This is a genomic window from Vibrio ichthyoenteri ATCC 700023, assembly GCF_000222605.1.
In the GTDB taxonomy this organism is placed as follows: Bacteria; Pseudomonadota; Gammaproteobacteria; order Enterobacterales; family Vibrionaceae; genus Vibrio; species Vibrio ichthyoenteri.
On sequence record NZ_AFWF01000326.1, the window covers coordinates 1 to 18,278 of the forward strand.

Genomic DNA, 18,278 nt, shown 5'->3' on the forward strand with positions numbered 1-18,278 from the left:
GCCTTTTTTTATACCAATTTAAAGGAAATTCGGAGGAAGGGATGCGAGTTTTAAAGTTTGGAGGATCGTCACTAGCTGACGCGGACCGTTTTTTAAGAGCGGCAGACATTGTGGCGAACAATGCGCAACAAGAAGATGTAGCCGTTGTGCTCTCAGCACCCGGTAAAACAACCAATAAATTGGTCGCGGTGATTGAAGCTGCGCTCAAGAACGCTGATGCCGAAAATCAAATTGCGGATTTGGAAGATGCATTTCGTGGTTTGTTTGAAGAAATCAAACAAGCACTGCCGAACATTGATGGCAGCGCTTACAACCAACAAGTTAAATCGTCACTGAGTCAACTACGACAATTCGTTAATGGTATTGGCCTATTGGGCATGTGCCCTGACAATGTCAACGCCCGTATTATCAGTAAAGGTGAGCGAGTTTCTATCCAGCTAATGAAAGCGGTATTGGAAGCGAAAGGCCAACCTGCGAGCTTGATTGATCCTGTGGAGTATCTATTTGCTCGCGGTGAGCATTTAGAAGCGATGGTGGATGTTGATATCTCAACGCAAAACTTCCGTCAAAAAACATTGCCGCAAGGCCACGTTAATATCATGCCGGGCTTTACTGCGGGCAATGAGAAAGGCGAACTGGTGACCCTTGGTCGTAACGGTTCTGACTACTCGGCGGCTGTTCTAGCAGCCTGCTTGCGTGCAGACTGCTGTGAAATTTGGACTGACGTTGATGGTGTATACAACTGTGATCCTCGCTTGGTTGCGGATGCTCGTCTACTGAAATCACTGAGTTACCAAGAAGCGATGGAGTTGTCCTATTTTGGCGCCTCTGTGTTGCATCCAAAAACGATCGCTCCGATCGCTCAATTCCATATTCCTTGCCTGATCAAAAATAGCTTTAACCCACAAGGCGCTGGTACCCTAATTGGCCAAGATACGGGCGAAGATAATTTAGCGATTAAAGGCATTACGACGCTAAGCGACCTAACCATGGTCAACGTTTCTGGCCCAGGCATGAAAGGCATGGTTGGCATGGCGAGTCGTGTATTTGGCGCCATGTCTTCATCGGGTGTCTCTATTGTTTTGATCACGCAGTCTTCTTCTGAATACAGCATCAGTTTTTGTATCGAAGCTCAAGATAAAGCCATTGCCCAGCAAGCGCTTTGCGATGCCTTTGAGCTTGAACTGAAAGATGGTTTGCTTGAGCCGGTAGAGTATATCGACCATGTTGCGATCGTAACGTTAGTTGGTGATGGTATGCGCACTTCGCGCGGTGTTGCTTCGCAATTCTTCTCATCTTTGGCTGAAGTGAACGTAAACATTGTCGCGATTGCCCAAGGTTCATCAGAGCGTGCTATCTCGGCGGTGATCCCTGAAGATAAAATCTCTGAAGCGATCAAAGCGTGTCACGAGAATCTATTTAATTCTAAACACTTCCTTGATGTGTTTGTCGTCGGTGTCGGCGGTGTTGGTGGTGAGCTGGTGGATCAGATCCAGCGTCAACAGGCCAAACTCGCTGAGAAAGGCATCGTGCTACGTGTGTGTGGCCTTGCCAATAGTAAAGGCGTATTGCTTGATGGGGAAGGCTTGCCGCTGGACCATTGGCGCGACCGAATGAACGCGGTGAGTGAGCCTTTAAGCCTAGCGAGCCTAAGTTCACTGGTACAACGCAACCATATCATTAACCCAGTATTGGTGGATTGTACTTCCAGTGAAGTAATAGCCAATCAATATGCCGATTTCCTTGCTGCAGGCTTCCACGTTGTCACACCCAACAAGAAAGCCAATACCGCCAGCATGTCTTACTACCATCAGTTGCGCGATGTGGCGCGTAGCTCTCGTCGTAAACTGATGTATGAAACCACGGTTGGCGCAGGTTTGCCTGTAATTGAAAACTTACAGAACCTTATTTCTGCTGGTGATGAGCTAGAACGCTTTACGGGTATTTTGTCTGGCTCGCTCTCTTATATCTTCGGCAAACTCGATGAAGGTATGACCTTGAGCCAAGCAACCAATATCGCGAAAGATAATGGTTTTACAGAACCAGACCCTCGTGATGATCTTTCGGGTATGGATGTGGCGCGTAAACTGCTTATTCTTGCGCGTGAAGCGGGGATGGCGTTAGAGCTTGAAGATGTGATTGTCGACCAAGCTTTGCCACCGGGTTTTGATGATTCAGGCAGTGTCGAAGAGTTCATGGCTCGTCTACCGGAAGCGGATGCTTACTTCCAAGAGCAAGTCGCTAAAGCGGCAGAAGAAGGGAAAGTATTGCGCTATGTGGGTGAAATCGCTAATGGTCAATGTCGCGTAAGTATTGCCGCTGTCGATGAAAATGACCCAATGTTCAAGATTAAAGATGGTGAAAATGCCTTGGCATTCTTTAGCCGCTATTACAACCCAATTCCGCTTGTACTGCGTGGTTATGGCGCAGGAACAGAAGTCACGGCTGCAGGTGTCTTTGCTGACGTGATGCGTACTTTAGGCTGGAAGTTAGGGGTGTAATGATGAGTAGTGGTATGGATGTCGTTGTGTACGCCCCAGCATCAATTGGCAATGTCAGTGTTGGATTTGATGTCTTGGGCGCCGCTGTTTCGCCAATCAGTGGTGAACTGCTGGGTGATCGCGTACTGGTTAAAAAAGGCAGCGAGATGTTTAGTCTGGCCACGGCTGGCAACTTTGTTGCCAAGCTACCTGCCGAACCGAAAGAAAATATTGTCTATGATTGCTGGCGCGTCTTTGCTCGAGAGTTGGACAAAAAGGGAATCGAACTATTACCCGTCGCGATGACACTTGAGAAAAACATGCCGATTGGTTCTGGTTTAGGTTCAAGTGCTTGCTCGATTGTGGCTGCGTTGGATGCTCTAAATCGATTCCACGCTCAACCCTTGAATGAAATGGAACTTCTCGCCTTAATGGGCGAGATGGAAGGCCAGATCTCGGGGGGAATTCATTACGATAATGTCGCACCATGTTACCTAGGCGGCTTGCAGCTGATGCTTGAAGAGCTGGGTATTATTAGCCAAGAAGTTCCGTGTTTTGATGAATGGTTCTGGGTGATGGCTTATCCGGGTATTAAGGTTTCAACTGCAGAAGCGCGTTCGATCTTACCGTCACAATATCGTCGTCAGGATGTGATCGCCCATGGTCGAAATCTAGCCGGTTTCATCCACGCTTGTCATTCAAACCAGCCTGAACTTGCTGCAAAAATGATCAAAGACGTGATCGCAGAACCATATCGTGAGAAACTGTTACCCGGTTTTGCTAATGCACGCAAGTACGCGGCATCAGCTGGAGCACTGGCTACTGGTATTTCCGGTAGTGGACCGACGTTATTTAGTATCTGCAAAGAGAAAGATACCGCAGAGCGTGTAGCTCGATGGCTCGAACAAAACTACGTACAAAATGAAGAGGGATTCGTTCATGTTTGTCGTTTGGACAAGCAAGGTTCGATCGTTACAGGAAGTGAGCTATGAAGCTGTACAATATCAAAGAAAATGATGAACAAGTTTCCTTTGGCCAAGCCGTGCGCCAAGGATTAGGTCGTAACCAAGGCCTATTTTTTCCATCGCAACTGCCTCAGTTTGACGATGTAGACGCGCTTTTAGATGAAGATTTCATCTCGCGCAGTAGTAAAATTTTATCTGCTCTTATCGGCGATGAATTACCGCAAGATCAAGTGAATGCCATGGTTGATGCTGCATTCCAATTCCCAGCTCCGATCAAACAAGTTAAAGAGGGTGTCTACGCTTTGGAATTATTCCATGGTCCGACATTGGCCTTTAAAGACTTTGGTGGCCGCTTTATGGCTCAGTCGCTGGCTGCGGTTTCGACCGGTGGAAAAATTACCATTTTGACCGCGACCTCAGGTGATACTGGCGCGGCGGTAGCACACGCCTTTTATGGCATGCAAGACATCAACGTGGTGATCCTGTACCCGAAAGGGAAGATCAGCCCATTACAAGAAAAGTTGTTCTGTACTCTGGGTAATAATATCCATACCGTCGCGATTGATGGTGACTTCGATGCTTGCCAAGCGTTGGTGAAACAAGCTTTTGACGATGCAGAATTGCGTGAAGAGATCGGCCTTAACTCGGCTAACTCAATTAACATTGCTCGCTTGATGGCGCAAATTTGCTACTACTTTGAAGCGGCTTCTCAGCTCACCAAAGCGCAGCGTGAAAATTTAGTTATTTCGGTACCAAGTGGTAACTTTGGTAACCTAACTGCAGGTCTATTGGCTAAAGCATTAGGTTTACCAATCAAACGCTTTATCGCGGCAACCAATGCTAATGATACCGTGCCTCGCTATCTTGAAACGGGTAAGTGGGAACCAAAGCCAACAGTTGCGACTACATCAAATGCGATGGATGTTAGTCAGCCAAACAACTGGCCTCGTATCGAAGAGTTGTGTGGCATTAAACAGTGGGGCTTAGATACCTTAGGTAAGGGCGTGGTTTCTGATGAGCAAAGCGCGGCATCAGTACGTGAGCTCAATGAATTGGGCTATTTGTGTGAACCACATGGCGCGATTGCTTACCGAGTGTTAGATGAGCAATTGGCTGAAGGCGAAACGGGATTATTCTTGTGTACAGCCCACCCCGCTAAATTTAAAGAAGTGGTGGATGACATTTTAGCCACAGATATCGACTTACCAGCACCGCTTGCTAAGCATGCCGCGATGGAGTTGCTCTCTGAAGATCTTGCGAATGATTTTTCAGCATTAAAACAAGTTCTGCGTAAAGCAAACCGATAGTTGGTCGAGATGTGTGCTTGAATGAAAAAAGGTCGCCTTGGCGACCTTTTCTGTTTTTGCTATTGCCCAATAGGGCACTATTTGTTCAACGCAAAGATTGGCAAGGACAAATGCCAGCGAATCGCCCCCAATCGGATTACCAAGGTGGTGACCACGCCAGCTAAGAATGCCGCATCATTACTGAAATCCATGGCTAAGGTTGCGGTGTGGACGACACCACCGGCAATACATGCCGTAGCGTAGACTTCACTTCTCAGAACCATCGGCACTTCCCGCGCCAATACGTCTCGAATGATACCGCCGCCACAACCAGTAATTACGCCCATAATAATCGCAATCACTGCTGACTCTTGATACATCATCGCTTTTTCAACGCCAATGCCGACAAATACTGCCAGACCGACTGCATCACAAACGGGCAAAATCCACCAAGCAACGCGCTTAGGGCGACGAACGACGAGCATGGTGATCAAGCAAGTGATTAAAATCACCCAGATATAGTTCGTATCCTTGATCCAAAAAACAGGCGTTGCGCCAAGAGCCATATCACGAATAGTGCCGCCACCAATTGCGGTTACGCTACCTAGTACAGCGACACCAAAAGGGTCCATTTTTAAACGACCCGCCAGTAAAACCCCAGAAACAGCAAAAATCGCGGTGCCAAAAAGGTCGATTAAATAGATCAGCATGGAATCCATGAAAAGAAGAGCTCTCTGATAATAAGTAGTAATAAATGCAAGCCAAACGGACAAATGTGAGGTTTTTATCCGCTTGGACCGCTAATTCGGCGCGCATAGTACGAGATATTCGTGCTATGCGTTACTGCTTTTGTCTGACTGTTTCGAAGAGCTCACAAACTTGTTCAATTGCATCCAGAGTTCGTGGTGTTGGGCGGTTAATCCAGCTCGAGTTCAAGGTCCAAATTTGCTGCTGCTTTATTGCTTGAAGCTGCTCTTGCCACGACTGCCACATGCCGCTGTTCTCTATCGCATGACGAGAGGTAAAAATAACCTGAGGATTGGCCACAATCACTTGCTCTAAACCTACTTGTGGGTAAGGCGCGGCACTATTTTCGAACACATTCACCCCGCCACAAAAGCGAAACACTTCACTCGGCCAGCGATCTTGAGCCACGGTAATGATCGGTTTTTCGCTTAGCTGGTAGAAGTAACTGATTTTTTCGTCAGTGTTGTATTGCTGTTGATAAGCGGCAAGTTGTGAACGGAAATGGCTAGCCACTTGCTCACCAACCGTGGGGTCGTCGGCGTATTGGCTCAGTTGTTCGACATTGAGGGCAATATCTTCTAATGATTTGGTCTTAACGTTATAAATAGTGAAGCCGAATTGAGCCAGTTTATCTAATTCTTTGGCTGGGTTACCGCCAGGCCAAGCGATGATCAAGTCAGGTTGTAGTGCGATAATTCGTTCTACGTTGATGCTTTGATAGTTGGCGATCGTTTCGAGGAGTTTAGCTTGCTCTGGGTAATCACTGTGTTCGCTGACGGCGACCAGTTTATCACCTAGGCCAGCCGCATAAGCAAGTTCAGTCGTTGATGGAGCAAGGCTGATTACTCGATCAATCGTTTGCGCAGAAAGAGAAAAACTGACAAGCGAGAGAATAAGACTCAGTTTAAACATTACAATCCTTGGTAAATTGCGCCCATGATGAGGCTTTGAAGTGTCACCCAGATCCACAAACGGCTCACCAAGAGTCTGCGCACTTGGTCAAGATGAATAGCGGAAGGGGCGATGCGCCCGCCAAGTTTGGCGCGCAGGGCTTTGTGTTGTTGATAAATTGCGGGGCCAGCTAAAGAGAGTTGCAACTTAGCACCGACAGCGATCAGTAGCCAAGCGGGTCCAGGCAGAGGCCATAAAGCTGCTTGTTGACGTATTAAAGCTAAACAGGCTTGGCCGCGTTGACCACAGGCGATCAAGAGCGCCAGTATTCGAAGTGGAATTATATCGAGAGCGGCGAGCATTTTCACTGCGGGCAATCCAAAGGGCATAAACTGCTGTCGAGACGGAGACCATGCGCGTGCTAACTCCATCGTCATGCGATACATAAATGCACCAATACCACCGGCAATTGCATACCAAAACAGTACGGCTGCGACACTACGGCCATAGCTCATTATCAGCGTTTCGCTGCCTGCTTTACCAAGGCCTAGTAGCGATAAACTGTCGGTGGTGCGGTTGAGCCAAGGCACAAGTAGTTGCTTGGCGGCATTCTTATTGTCATTAGCAAGTTGTGCAGTAAGGTTGTTGGCCAGTTGATTGGTATTGCGCCAGTCGAGCGCGAGTAGCAGAAAGGCCAAGTCAAACAGCTGTGGTTGCCAGACCAGATTTTGCAATGCTAATAATACCATCAACATCGGTACTATCATCATAAGCAGGGCGAGACTGCCAGAAAGTAAGCTTTGTGAGTAGTGACTCTGGGTGTTTACTTTTTCCGCCAATTGTTCGGCAAATTTATGCCATAGGATGGCCGGATGGGCTTCGCGAGGAAAAGGAAGAATCCAGTGACAAAGCAGAGCGCCCCACATGACGAGGAGCGCTCCATTTGCAAATAGCTGATTAAAAAGATCATCCATGATTGTTTAATACTAAGCCTTTAGCAATTCAACCATTTTGATAACCATTTCTGAAGAGCTTTGCGCTGCAAGAGGCAGGAACTCATCAAAGCTCATGGTCGCTTCTTTGTCGGCTACGTCAGAGATTGCGCGTACGACTACAAATGGTACTTGGAATTGATGACAAGTCTGCGCAATAGCAGAAGCTTCCATCTCTACCGCAATGACAGTAGGGAAGTGTGTGCGGATAAATGCTTGACGCTCAGCGGTGCAAACAAATGCATCACCGGTACAGATCAGGCCACGCACTGCGTGTTTGTCTTCCATTTGAGTCAACGCTTGCTCTGCGATGTTCATTAGATTTGCATCAGCAATGAACGCCGCTGGCTGTTGTGCCATTTGACCCATTTCGTAACCAAAAGCGGTCACATCGGCATCGTGGTGACGGACTTCTGTTGAGATAACAACGTCGCCTAGGTTTAGGCTAGAGTCAAAACCGCCTGCAGAACCGGTGTTAATAACAACGTCAGGTTGGTATTCATCAAGCAAAATGGTGGTGCCGATTGCCGCTGCTACTTTACCGATACCTGATTGCAGTAGCACTACGTCTACACCATTCAGTTGACCAGAAAAGAAAGTACAACCTGCTTTTTTCACTTCTTGGCAGTTGTCGATAGAGTCTTTTAGGATGGAAACTTCTTGTTCCATCGCGCCGATAATGCCGATTTTCATAATGGGCTAAACCTAGGTAATAAATGAAAGTGAGCAAAGTTTACCATGAAGCTTTGCTGGCCTGAACTCATTATCGAGCCCAGATTGAGTAACATTGCGCTCAAAACAAGCAATTGGCTGACTCAAATTGCAGTTGCGGTGCGTTATGTATTCACCTATAATCCGCGCTTCGCGTAGCGGCTGAATCAGAGATTGGCTACTACAAAATATAAACCTACTCTTATTAGGAGAGCATTATGTCTCTGAATGCAGAAACTAAAGCAGCAATCGTTGCAGAATACGCACAATCTGAAGGCGACACTGGTTCACCAGAAGTACAAGTAGCACTACTTACTGCTTCTATCAACCACCTACAAGGTCACTTCAAAGCTCACAAAGGCGATCACCACAGCCGTCGTGGTCTTCTACGTATGGTTTCTAGCCGTCGTAAGCTTCTTGATTACTTGAAAGGCAAAAACCTTGCTCGTTACCAAGATCTAATCAAACGTCTAGGCCTACGTCGCTAATTAGCGGCTGCATAGAACAGTTTGTAAAAAAGGGGCTTATGCCCCTTTTTTTATTGCCTAAAATCCCCCAATTACCTCTAAGTAGTTTATACTACTGTCCGGCTGAAACAGTTGTTACTGTTGATGCCAGCAAAAATCATAATGACTCATCGCATTACAGTCACCGATGTCGGCCAACAGGTCGCGACTATTCAAAAGCCATTGAGCGGTTCTGCAGTGTCTTTTCACTAGTCGCGATTCGTAATGTTTTGGGTTTTTTCTTAACTTAGTCTGGGTATTTATACTCAGTACAAGGAATAACAATGTTCGAAAAACCAGTTGTTAAAACGTTCCAGTACGGTAACCACACGGTTACTCTAGAAACTGGCGTAATCGCTCGTCAAGCTACTGCTGCTGTTATGGTTACTATGGACGATACTGCGGTATTCGTATCTGTAGTAGGTAAAAAAGAAGCAGTTGAAGGTCAAGACTTCTTCCCACTAACAGTAAACTACCAAGAGCGTACTTACGCTGCAGGTAAAATCCCTGGTGGTTTCTTCAAGCGTGAAGGTCGTCCTTCTGAAGGTGAAACTCTGACTGCTCGTCTAATCGACCGTCCGATTCGCCCACTATTCCCATCTGCATTCAAAAACGAAGTGCAAATCATCGCAACTGTTATGTCTGTGAACCCTAACGTTCAACCAGACATGGTAACAATGATCGGTACTTCTGCTGCACTTGCTATCTCTGGTCTACCATTCAATGGTCCTATCGGTGCTGCACGTGTAGGTCACATCGATGGTCAACTAGTGCTTAACCCAAGCATGACTGAACTTGCTACATCTAAACTAGATCTAGTCGTTTCTGGTACTGAAAACGCAGTACTAATGGTTGAATCAGAAGCTGACAACCTAACTGAAGAAGAAATGCTTTCTGCAGTTGTATTTGGTCACGATCAACAACAAGTTGTTATCAATGCAATCAATGAGTTCGCAGCTGAAGTTGCAACTCCAGCGTGGAACTGGGAAGCACCAGCAGTAAACACTGAGCTTAAAGCTCTTGTTGCTGATCTAGCTGAAACCCGTCTTGCTGATGCATACCAAATCACTGAGAAAATGGCTCGTTACGAGCAAGTTGGCGCAATCAAGAACGACGTTGTTGCTGCACTTCTAGCACAAGACGAAAACCTAGCTGAGCGCGAAATCCGTGGCATGCTTGGTTCTCTAGAGAAGAAAGTAGTACGTAGCCGCATCATCGCTGGCCACCCACGTATCGATGGTCGTGAAAAAGACATGGTTCGTGCGCTAGACGTACGTACTGGTGTACTTCCACGTACTCACGGTTCTTCACTATTTACTCGTGGCGAAACGCAAGCGATCGTTACTGCGACTCTAGGTACGCAACGTGACGCGCAAATCATCGACGAACTAACGGGTGAGCGTAAAGATCACTTCCTACTACACTACAACTTCCCTCCATACTGTGTAGGCGAAACTGGTTTTGTAGGTTCTCCTAAGCGTCGTGAAATCGGCCACGGTAAACTAGCTAAACGTGGTATTGCTGCAGTAATGCCTTCTGTTGAAGAATTCCCATACACCATCCGTGTTGTATCAGAAATCACTGAATCTAACGGTTCATCTTCAATGGCTTCTGTATGTGGTACTTCTCTAGCACTTATGGATGCTGGTGTGCCAATCAAAGCTTCTGTTGCGGGTATCGCAATGGGTCTTGTTAAAGAAGGCGACGATTTCGTTGTTCTTTCTGACATTCTTGGCGATGAAGATCACCTAGGTGACATGGACTTTAAAGTAGCAGGTACTAACGCTGGTATCACTGCACTTCAAATGGACATCAAGATCGAAGGTATCACTAAAGAGATCATGCAAATTGCTCTTAACCAAGCGCAAGGTGCACGTAAGCACATCCTTTCTGTAATGGATGAAGCTATCTCTGGCGCTCGTGAAGAGATCTCTGAATTCGCTCCACGTATTTACATGATGAAGATCAGCTCTGAGAAGATCAAAGATGTTATCGGTAAAGGCGGCGCAGTTATCCGTGCTCTAACTGAAGAGACAGGTACTACGATCGAAATCGAAGACGACGGTACTATCAAGATTGCAGCAACTGAAGGCGCTGCAGCGAAAGAAGCAATTCGTCGTATCGAAGAGATCACTGCTGAAGTTGAAGTAGGTCGTATCTACACTGGTAAAGTTGCTCGTCTAGCGGACTTCGGTGCGTTCGTAACAATTCTTCCAGGTAAAGATGGCCTAGTACACATCTCTCAAATCGCTGACAAGCGTGTTGAGAAAGTGTCTGACTACCTAGCTGAAGGCCAAGAAGTTCAAGTTAAAGTACTTGAAATCGACCGCCAAGGCCGTGTACGTCTAAGCATGAAAGAAGCAGTAGAACAGCCAGCAGAAGCTGCAGCTGAAGCGAAACCAGCGGCTGACGCTGAGTAATCGCATCTATTAGCTTATTGAGCTAAAAGCATGTTATAAAGGGGGCGTTTCGCCCCCTTTTTTTATGTGTAGTAAAGCCAATTTAGCTAAGGACTAGCTGGCCAGAGATACGTGCTAGCGGTGACTTATTAGTGTGAGAACGTCATTACCGGACCACGAGGTAAAGTAAAACACTCGGGCAGTTTAGGTATACACTATAGGTTGGTAACAGGAGTATATATTCGTGAAATGGTTTCAAACCCTAACGCTTGGCTTAAGCATTTTGGTTGCGACAGGTTGTAGTACAACTTCTAACCAGCAGTGGGTTTATCCACCCATGGCCGTTCCTCTGCAGGCAAGTATGCAGCAAGAGGTGCAAATTGCGCGCTTATCACAATTGCTGATGCGTCCTGATTTGTCTGATGAACTACGCGCAAAAATGTTGTTTGAACGTGGTAACTACTACGACAGTGTTGGCTTACGCGATCTTGCTCGCTTGGACTACAGTCAGTCATTACAACTTAACCCATCACAACCTGATTTATTCAACTTGCTGGGTGTGTACTACACACAAGTAGGCGAGTTTGATGCCGCGTATGAAGCTTTCGATTCTACGCTCGATCTTGATCCTGAAAACTCCTACGCAGTACGTAATAGAGCGATAGCGCTTTACTATGGCGACCGTATTGAGTTAGCGATTGAAGATATTGATGCCCATTTTGCTGAGCAGCCGGAAGACCCGTTTCGCGCGTTGTGGGTTTACCTTATTAAGCTAGAGCAAGATCCAGAAGCTGCGCGTCAGTTATTAATGAAGCAATACCAGCAACGTGACAATCAATGGGGCTGGGTGCTAGTGGCAATTACTCTCGGTGACGTGAGTGAAGAGCAAGCATTTAAAGCCATTATTGCTGGCACGCGAGATAACACCGTATTGGCGCAGCGACTGACAGAAGCGTATTTCTATTTAGGTAAGCGTTATCAGCATCAAGGTGATTTTGCCGGTGCAATATCGATGTATAAGTTAGCGATTTCTTTCAACGTCTATGAATATGTTGAACATCGCTATTCCTTCTTGGAGCTCACACGAATCTTTACGCAGATTAAAGCAGAGCAAATGGCTAAAGTTAAGCAGGAAGAAGCAGCCCAGCCATAGTCTCCTCGTCTTGAGTGTATCGGCATACTGTCGAAAATTAACCGCTTTTATTGGCGGTTTTTTATTGCTCAAAACTTAAAAAAGTCTAAAATAGTTAGCCTTGCTAACTAAATGTGCTCACCATGTTCTTAGAAGAGAGTCTGATTGAATTAGAACGTTTCTGTTCTAAAGCTTGGCGTGTTTATGCCAAAGAAGATCCTATGTGTCATTTAAGCTTCAATGAATTTGATTACTTAAAAGTGATACAGCAATACCCTGATGGGGTACGCATTACCGATCTTGCTGAGGAGTTACGTATTACGAAACCATCGGCGTCGAACATGGTGGCGCGTCTTGAGAAGAAAGGCTTAGTACGTGGTGTCGCTTGTCAGGAAGATGCTCGAGCAAAACGAGTCATGTTAACTGAGAAAGTCGTAAAGGATATGTCTTTAGAACAGGTGGTGTACCAACAGATCGCAACGGATCTCAACCAATCGCTGTCAAAGCAGGAAGCAGAACAACTGGTGCAGTTATTAAATAAAGCACTTCATAAATAAAATTTTAACCATTTAGTTAGCCTTGCTAACTAATAATATTAAGCACTATTTTTGCTTGGTGAAGAAATGCAAGATTCAATTTATAAACAATTTTGGCGTTATGCGATCCCAACCATTGCCGCCATGCTTGTCAACGGCTTGTATCAAGTGGTTGATGGTATTTTTATTGGTCGTTATGTTGGCGCTGAGGGACTGGCCGGGATTAACGTCTCATGGCCGGTAATTGGTTCAATCCTTGGTATTGGTATGTTGGTTGGTGTCGGGACTGGTGCGCTTGCTTCGATCAAACAAGGTGAAGGTAATGCTGCTGGAGCTAAAGGAATATTAGCGACCGGTTTACTCTTATTAGCGTTGGTTGCTCCAATCGTCTCAACCACACTATATCTGTTTTCTGATACGTTTTTATTGTGGCAAGGTGCGCAAGGTCGAATTTTAGAACTAGGTAGTCAATATCTGCATATTCTGATTTTTGCTTGTGTATTTTCACTGGGTTCGATTGCAACGCCATTTTTACTGCGCAATGATGGCAGTCCTAATCTCGCTACCATTTTGATGGTGATCGGTGCGATTGCCAATATCATTCTCGACTACATTTTTATTGCTTTACTTGGTTGGGAGTTGCAAGGCGCGGCAATTGCAACCGCAATGTCACAAATGATTGTCACCCTACTTGGTGTAAGTTATTTCTTCTCGAGCAAAGCCAATATGCGTTTACGTTTGAGCGATCTACGCATCCAGTTTGCCGAGGTACCTCGAATTGTTGCTATCGGTATGTCGAGCTTCTTTATGTATGCATACGGCTCGATGATGGTCGCGCTACACAATAGCTTATTTGCTGATTATGGTAGTGGTATTCTGATTGGTGCATACGCGATTCTTGGCTATATCGTGACAGTCTATTACCTCATTGTTGAAGGTGTCGCAAATGGTATGCAGCCTCTTGTAAGCTATAACCATGGTGCGCGTAACCAAGAAAATATTCGCAAGCTATTGCAGATCGCGATGGGCACGGCGGTGCTAGGCGGCGTAGCCTTTGTCGTCGTGCTCAATCTCTTTCCACGCGAATTTGTATCGGTCTTCAACTCAAGCGATGCTGAGCTGATGGAAAATGCAGTGATTGGTATTCGTCTACATATGTTCGCCATGTTCTTGGATGGTTTCTTAGTGGTGGCTGGTGCTTATTACCAATCAATCAACAAGAGCAGCAAAGCGATGTTCGTGACCATCGGCAACATGGTGATTCAACTGCCGTTCTTGTTCATCATGCCGAAATTGATGGGCGTACCGGGTATTTGGATTGCTTATCCACTATCAAATATCGCGTTGAGTATCGTGGTGATGTGGATGCTGTGGCGTGACGTCAAACGGATGATTCTCCCGCCGAGTCAGCCGATGACCTTGGCCAGTTAATTGATACATAAAGAGGATAAGCTTGCTTATCCTCTTTTGTTTTGCACGAGATCTTGCTGATTCAAGCACCGAACCATGGTTGCGATCGAGTCGATGGCATGATGTGCGGGGACGGCGATTCGCGGTTGCTTAGTCGATAAATAATTGTGTATATAGCGATAGATCGTTTGCCATTGTTCAACGCGTGGTTGACTCAGTTTCTGTGCGTAGACGCAAGGCAGCCAGCGTTCAAAGGTCTGCCAAAATTGCTTGTCCCAGTTAATTGTCGTGGGCAGCAATGCTTGTAAATCTATCACGCTTAGTTCAGATACAGGTGTGAGAACGCCTAGTCCTATCTGGTGTCGCTCATCTTTATCGATTACCGAAAGTCTGTGCCACTTTTCGTTCCACCAACTGAGAGTGCGATGTTGTACGCTGTGCTCAGTATGAGGATGGTTAAGTGAGTAGTGATAGTAATACAGAGAAACTGTGCCTTGTCGTATGGGATCGCTATAAGCGGTGATCGCCGCGCCGCGGAGAAAGCTTTCGTGTTCCAACAGCCAGTTGGTTTTGGCTGGAAACGAAAGGTGCTGTTTGAGGTTTTGCAAATGCGCATGAGCGGCATAAACCGGGCGCATCAATGCATTGTGTGGGTCTTTGCCCTGTTTGAGCATCGCATGTTTTTCATCACAATAAGCCAGTTGATCAAATTGGCTACGAGCGAGAATCTTTTGATAGGTCTTTTCGGCTCGAATCAGCACATCTGTTTCTCCTTCCATCGAGCTTTCTTTTGCTTTTAGCGCATATTGGCTGCTATTGCGCCAAGAGAGGGAGTCATCATTCAAATTGGCTATCGTTTCCGCCCGTGCGTTGTCAGAAAGCAGGTAAACGTAGCCACTGTTAATATCGAGCGTACAAAGCGTCCACAACTGGGCAAATTCTTGCTTGGTGGTACTGGCCTTGATACCACTTCGGCAGGGCTGGATATGGCTAAAGGTATACAGAGTATGCTCGGTTGCCTGCGCCAATGCGTACTGTTCAATATAATAGGAATAATGATTCAGTAGTTCGCATAGCTGAGTGAGATGCTGAGCAAACATTTTATTGCTTAACCCAAGGTGGCTTTGTAATGAACTGGGTTTAATGCCTTGTGCCAGTGCATCGAGCCAAGGTTGGAGTCTTTTGGCGATAAGATCAGGGTTTGGCTGTGAAACAACAGTTTGGCAGGTTGTACATTGGAGACGCTGACTCCCAATGTGGGTACGGCCATAGCGTTGCCATGTATTGTTCTCGTGGTGCGTGCAGTGGCAGTGGCGCGGAAAGTCGGCTGGGTATCTGCGTTGCTCGATTTCTCGTGCTAGAGCAAGAATAGGTGGATTGAGCAACACAGGAGGATAGGCACCGCATAAATCGCAGTGCCAAGCCGGGTAGCCAAGTCTATCGGAATAACGATAAAGAGTTTCATTGGGGTTACCGCAATTAGCGCAACCGAAGGTCTTACAGCCGTTATAATTTTGTCGAAAAGCCAAGGCCATTTTCTCATATTAGATGGTCGTTAGCGGCTTACATCCACTTGACGACCAAGTGCGGGTACGGTGATGTTTTTACGTAATTTGAATTGCTCAATCAATACCTGCATAACAGGCTCGCCTTGGGAAAGGGGCTTACCCTCGGCAAACACATGATAACCATCACCACCACTGGCTGCGTATGAATAAGTTGCAACGCTGTATTGGCGGGTCTCTTCGACGGGCTTACCATTAATTTTCAGGCTGATTAGGCGTTGATTTTCCGCTTTGGTGCTATCGTAGGTCGCTTCAATACCGGAGAACTGTGCTAAGCCGTAAGGCAGGGTATAGCTGTATTCAAGCAATTGTTTTACTTGCTGACCGCTAATTGAAACCATCGCGAGTTTATCGGTAAATGGGAATACGTTCATCACATTTTCCAATGTTACATCGCCTTGGTTTAAGTCAACTCGGATACTGCCAGAGCTCATCATAGCAATATCGGCTTGCGCTGCGTCGCGCATCATATCCGCGACCAAGTTACCAATGTTCGATTCACGGTAGTAACGACGGAAAGCGGTGTCATCAATGGTCGCAATGGTCTGGTTGAGCTCAGGAAATTGCTTACGAGCATTATCGATAAGATTGCCCGTTTTCTGATCTCGTTTCAGTTTGTCTGCTTCAACGGGAATTAGTTTACCATTGAGGAACGTGACTTGGTTGCTTTCAGTATCGACCTCAAACTTGGTGTAACCAAGGTATTTGCCTTGGCCAAATGTAAGGCCAACCACCGTGCCTGTCTCAGGATGTACCACCGGTTTCCAAAGACCGTGATCAGAGTGGCCACCAAAAATAACGTCCACATTTTTTAGCTGGCCGGCCATGGCGTAATCTTCATCGAAGCCGCGTTGTACTTCGGGATCTGCTTCTTTGTCGGTTTGCATCGGTGCGGTTTTGTTTTGGTGTGTGAGCACCACGACCATATCGACGTCATCGTGAATTTTATCAACCCAGAATTGCGCAACAGCAATTGGATCATCGATGGTCAAACCCTTACGATTGCCTTTCCACATAGTGTTGTAGAAAGCATCAATGCCCATCACTCCAACCACGCCAATACGCACTCCATCACGCTCGACGATAGTATAAGGCTGTGCAAAAGGTGCCTCATTTTGTTCAAACTTAATATTGGCATTTAGCACCGGATAAGCGGCGCGAGGCATGGTTTCTTTAAGGGCTTTCCAGCCGTATTCAAATTCATGGTTACCGAGAGTGATCGCGTCGTAATCCATTGCGCTGTACAAGTCGAATGCGAGCTTACCTTGTGTTTTTTTCGATAGTGAACCAGTAAAAATATCTCCCGCATCAAACAGGAAGCTGGTTTGTTCTTGCGCGCGAGTCTCTTTGATTAGTGTGGCAAGATAAGGAATGCCACCGATACGCGTAATATCAGGATTCCAAAAAGCATCCACAGGTTCATAGACGCTTTCGATATCGTTGGTGTGGAGTAGAGTGACTTGTTTTACTTCCGCCAGTGCGGAGAACGAACTGGTCATCAATAGAGTACTAAGTGAGAGGGCGAGCGGTGTTTTTGTCAGCGTTTTCATTATAGAAACCAAAGGCAGCAAATTAATGGCGCAGAATATAGATAAGCACATCATTAAAATTAGTGAGTAATCTCACAATAAAAAGCAAACGTTTGCCTTGGTGTTTATAAAGTTTCCAAATATGTTGGTTGATGAGCGATATTTGTCATGGCGTGAGGGAAATACGGCACAAAAAAAGCCAACCTGTTTAAGGTTGGCTTCGATGGTTGTTAGCCAGTCGATTAAGACTTAACTTCTAAACCTGCTAAGCGATGCCAGTAACCATTACATTGGCGATCTTCAATTTTAATTGGGTTTTCACCGTGTAAGTTGGCGCGGAATTTATCAACTTCATTCAGTGTATGTAAACCAAGTGGGCTTAAGCGCACCACATCAACCAAGCCTTGCATGCTCGATTGATCATTAATTAGGTTGTAGCAGTAACCTGATTGGGTTTGAATACCATTGAGGTTGAAGACTTCTTGCCCTTCTTGGCTATGCACTTGAATCCCGGTTGGGTATTTAATGCAGCAGGTTTCGCAATCATCTTTGGCTTTGTTTTCGGCACGCGCAGTAAAACAACGAGCAGAGTAGGCCAAAGGCAGGTAACCGTGGCTAAATACTTCCACTTCAAACTGGTTGCGAATGCCCAGTTGCTCACATTGAATCAGCACCTTTTCAAGCCAGTCACGCGATAGCTCTACCGGCATGCACCAACGGGTCATTCCCTGCTTTAAAAACAGATTCAGAGTATGTGCATTGTAGGTATTGACCGCTGGGCCAACCACAAATGGCACCTTGCTTTCATACGCGAGCTGAATACCCGAAACGTCATTGGCTTCAATGGCAAAATCACCATTATCGATGTATTTCTTCATGATGCTGACTTCACTTGGTGCTTCAAGCAGCGCCATAGTTGATAGCACCACTTGCTTGCCTGAGCCTGCGATCTCTTTAGCAATATCAAACCAATGTGCTGGTTTCATTTCGCGACGTTTAGAGCAAACACTTTCACCAAGATAAATAATATCGGCTGAACTATGCTGTGCTTGTTGATAGAAATCTTCAACGTCTTGTTTTGGCCAAAAATAGAGTAGTGGACCGAGTGCGTATTTCATTAATTCTATTC

General features: G+C 46.1%; 15 protein-coding genes. 8 read left to right on the forward strand and 7 right to left on the reverse strand.

Annotated features, from left to right (window positions below; translation table 11 throughout):
- Positions 1-41 precede the first annotated feature (41 nt).
- From thrA to thrC, 3 genes are read left to right on the forward strand one after another with little or no spacing between them, the layout of a single operon-like run.
- A complete protein-coding gene (gene thrA, locus RH85_RS21870; protein WP_006714903.1) occupies positions 42-2,501 on the forward strand; it encodes a bifunctional aspartate kinase/homoserine dehydrogenase I in 2,460 nt (819 codons plus the stop codon).
- A 14-nt stretch (positions 2,502-2,515) separates the two neighbouring features.
- Entirely contained in the window at positions 2,516-3,472 is a 957-nt protein-coding gene (gene thrB, locus RH85_RS21875) for a homoserine kinase (protein WP_006714904.1), read from the forward strand.
- A complete protein-coding gene (gene thrC, locus RH85_RS21880; protein ID WP_006714905.1) occupies positions 3,469-4,752 on the forward strand; it encodes a threonine synthase in 1,284 nt (427 codons plus the stop codon). Before thrB ends, thrC begins: the two co-directional genes overlap by 4 nt.
- 77 nt (positions 4,753-4,829) lie before the next feature.
- On the opposite strand, the gene RH85_RS21885 is transcribed toward thrC, so the two are convergent.
- The 4 genes from RH85_RS21885 to mtnN form a co-directional block, all read right to left on the reverse strand.
- On the reverse strand, positions 4,830-5,450 hold the full coding sequence (locus RH85_RS21885) for a TRIC cation channel family protein (protein WP_006714906.1): 621 nt from the start codon (positions 5,448-5,450) through the stop codon (positions 4,830-4,832).
- A gap of 121 nt (positions 5,451-5,571) precedes the next feature.
- The gene (btuF, locus tag RH85_RS21890) at positions 5,572-6,390 is read right to left on the reverse strand and encodes a vitamin B12 ABC transporter substrate-binding protein BtuF (protein ID WP_006714907.1); all 819 of its coding nucleotides are present in this window, start codon (positions 6,388-6,390) and stop codon (positions 5,572-5,574) included.
- On the reverse strand, positions 6,390-7,343 hold the full coding sequence (locus RH85_RS21895; protein WP_006714908.1) for a cobalamin biosynthesis family protein: 954 nt from the start codon (positions 7,341-7,343) through the stop codon (positions 6,390-6,392). The genes btuF and RH85_RS21895 overlap by 1 nt, the downstream gene beginning before the upstream one ends.
- A 12-nt stretch (positions 7,344-7,355) precedes the next feature.
- Positions 7,356-8,054: a 5'-methylthioadenosine/S-adenosylhomocysteine nucleosidase gene (gene mtnN / locus RH85_RS21900; RefSeq protein WP_006714909.1), complete on the reverse strand. Its 699-nt coding sequence runs from the start codon at positions 8,052-8,054 to the stop codon at positions 7,356-7,358.
- A 236-nt stretch (positions 8,055-8,290) separates the two neighbouring features.
- Here mtnN and rpsO point away from each other — a divergent pair, with 236 nt between their 5' ends.
- The 5 genes from rpsO to RH85_RS21925 all read left to right on the forward strand — a co-directional run bounded on the left by rpsO (position 8,291) and on the right by RH85_RS21925 (position 14,076).
- The gene (gene rpsO, locus RH85_RS21905) at positions 8,291-8,560 is read left to right on the forward strand and encodes a 30S ribosomal protein S15 (RefSeq protein ID WP_005598021.1); all 270 of its coding nucleotides are present in this window, start codon (positions 8,291-8,293) and stop codon (positions 8,558-8,560) included.
- A 302-nt stretch (positions 8,561-8,862) separates the two neighbouring features.
- The gene (gene pnp / locus RH85_RS21910; RefSeq protein WP_006714911.1) at positions 8,863-10,998 is read left to right on the forward strand and encodes a polyribonucleotide nucleotidyltransferase; all 2,136 of its coding nucleotides are present in this window, start codon (positions 8,863-8,865) and stop codon (positions 10,996-10,998) included.
- Between the two features lie 223 nt (positions 10,999-11,221).
- The gene (gene nlpI / locus RH85_RS21915) at positions 11,222-12,130 is read left to right on the forward strand and encodes a lipoprotein NlpI (RefSeq protein ID WP_006714912.1); all 909 of its coding nucleotides are present in this window, start codon (positions 11,222-11,224) and stop codon (positions 12,128-12,130) included.
- Between the two features lie 122 nt (positions 12,131-12,252).
- Positions 12,253-12,666, forward strand: a complete 414-nt coding sequence (locus RH85_RS21920; protein WP_006714913.1) for a MarR family winged helix-turn-helix transcriptional regulator — start codon at positions 12,253-12,255, stop codon at positions 12,664-12,666.
- A gap of 66 nt (positions 12,667-12,732) precedes the next feature.
- A complete protein-coding gene (locus RH85_RS21925) occupies positions 12,733-14,076 on the forward strand; it encodes an MATE family efflux transporter (protein WP_039949565.1) in 1,344 nt (447 codons plus the stop codon).
- A gap of 26 nt (positions 14,077-14,102) precedes the next feature.
- On the opposite strand, the gene RH85_RS21930 is transcribed toward RH85_RS21925, so the two are convergent.
- The 3 genes from RH85_RS21930 to RH85_RS21940 form a co-directional block, all read right to left on the reverse strand.
- Positions 14,103-15,584: a hypothetical protein gene (locus RH85_RS21930; RefSeq protein WP_039949570.1), complete on the reverse strand. Its 1,482-nt coding sequence runs from the start codon at positions 15,582-15,584 to the stop codon at positions 14,103-14,105.
- A 26-nt stretch (positions 15,585-15,610) separates the two neighbouring features.
- Positions 15,611-17,170, reverse strand: a complete 1,560-nt coding sequence (locus RH85_RS21935) for a bifunctional metallophosphatase/5'-nucleotidase (RefSeq protein ID WP_006714916.1) — start codon at positions 17,168-17,170, stop codon at positions 15,611-15,613.
- A 221-nt stretch (positions 17,171-17,391) separates the two neighbouring features.
- Positions 17,392-18,267 (reverse strand): U32 family peptidase, encoded by an 876-nt coding sequence (locus RH85_RS21940; protein ID WP_006714917.1) that lies wholly within the window; start codon positions 18,265-18,267, stop codon positions 17,392-17,394.
- Between the last annotated feature and the right edge of the window lie 11 nt (positions 18,268-18,278).

Coding starts and splice junctions, on each gene's coding strand:
- btuF (WP_006714907.1), bottom strand. CDS start 6,390: ATGTTTAAACTGAGTCTTATTCTCTCGCTTGTCAGTTTTTCTCTTTCT.
- RH85_RS21925 (WP_039949565.1), top strand. CDS start 12,733: ATGCAAGATTCAATTTATAAACAATTTTGGCGTTATGCGATCCCAACC.
- thrB (WP_006714904.1), top strand. CDS start 2,516: ATGGATGTCGTTGTGTACGCCCCAGCATCAATTGGCAATGTCAGTGTT.
- mtnN (WP_006714909.1), bottom strand. CDS start 8,054: ATGAAAATCGGCATTATCGGCGCGATGGAACAAGAAGTTTCCATCCTA.
- RH85_RS21920 (WP_006714913.1), top strand. CDS start 12,253: ATGTTCTTAGAAGAGAGTCTGATTGAATTAGAACGTTTCTGTTCTAAA.
- rpsO (WP_005598021.1), top strand. CDS start 8,291: ATGTCTCTGAATGCAGAAACTAAAGCAGCAATCGTTGCAGAATACGCA.
- RH85_RS21940 (WP_006714917.1), bottom strand. CDS start 18,267: ATGAAATACGCACTCGGTCCACTACTCTATTTTTGGCCAAAACAAGAC.
- RH85_RS21935 (WP_006714916.1), bottom strand. CDS start 17,170: ATGAAAACGCTGACAAAAACACCGCTCGCCCTCTCACTTAGTACTCTA.
- thrC (WP_006714905.1), top strand. CDS start 3,469: ATGAAGCTGTACAATATCAAAGAAAATGATGAACAAGTTTCCTTTGGC.
- RH85_RS21895 (WP_006714908.1), bottom strand. CDS start 7,343: ATGGATGATCTTTTTAATCAGCTATTTGCAAATGGAGCGCTCCTCGTC.
- pnp (WP_006714911.1), top strand. CDS start 8,863: ATGTTCGAAAAACCAGTTGTTAAAACGTTCCAGTACGGTAACCACACG.
- RH85_RS21885 (WP_006714906.1), bottom strand. CDS start 5,450: ATGGATTCCATGCTGATCTATTTAATCGACCTTTTTGGCACCGCGATT.
- thrA (WP_006714903.1), top strand. CDS start 42: ATGCGAGTTTTAAAGTTTGGAGGATCGTCACTAGCTGACGCGGACCGT.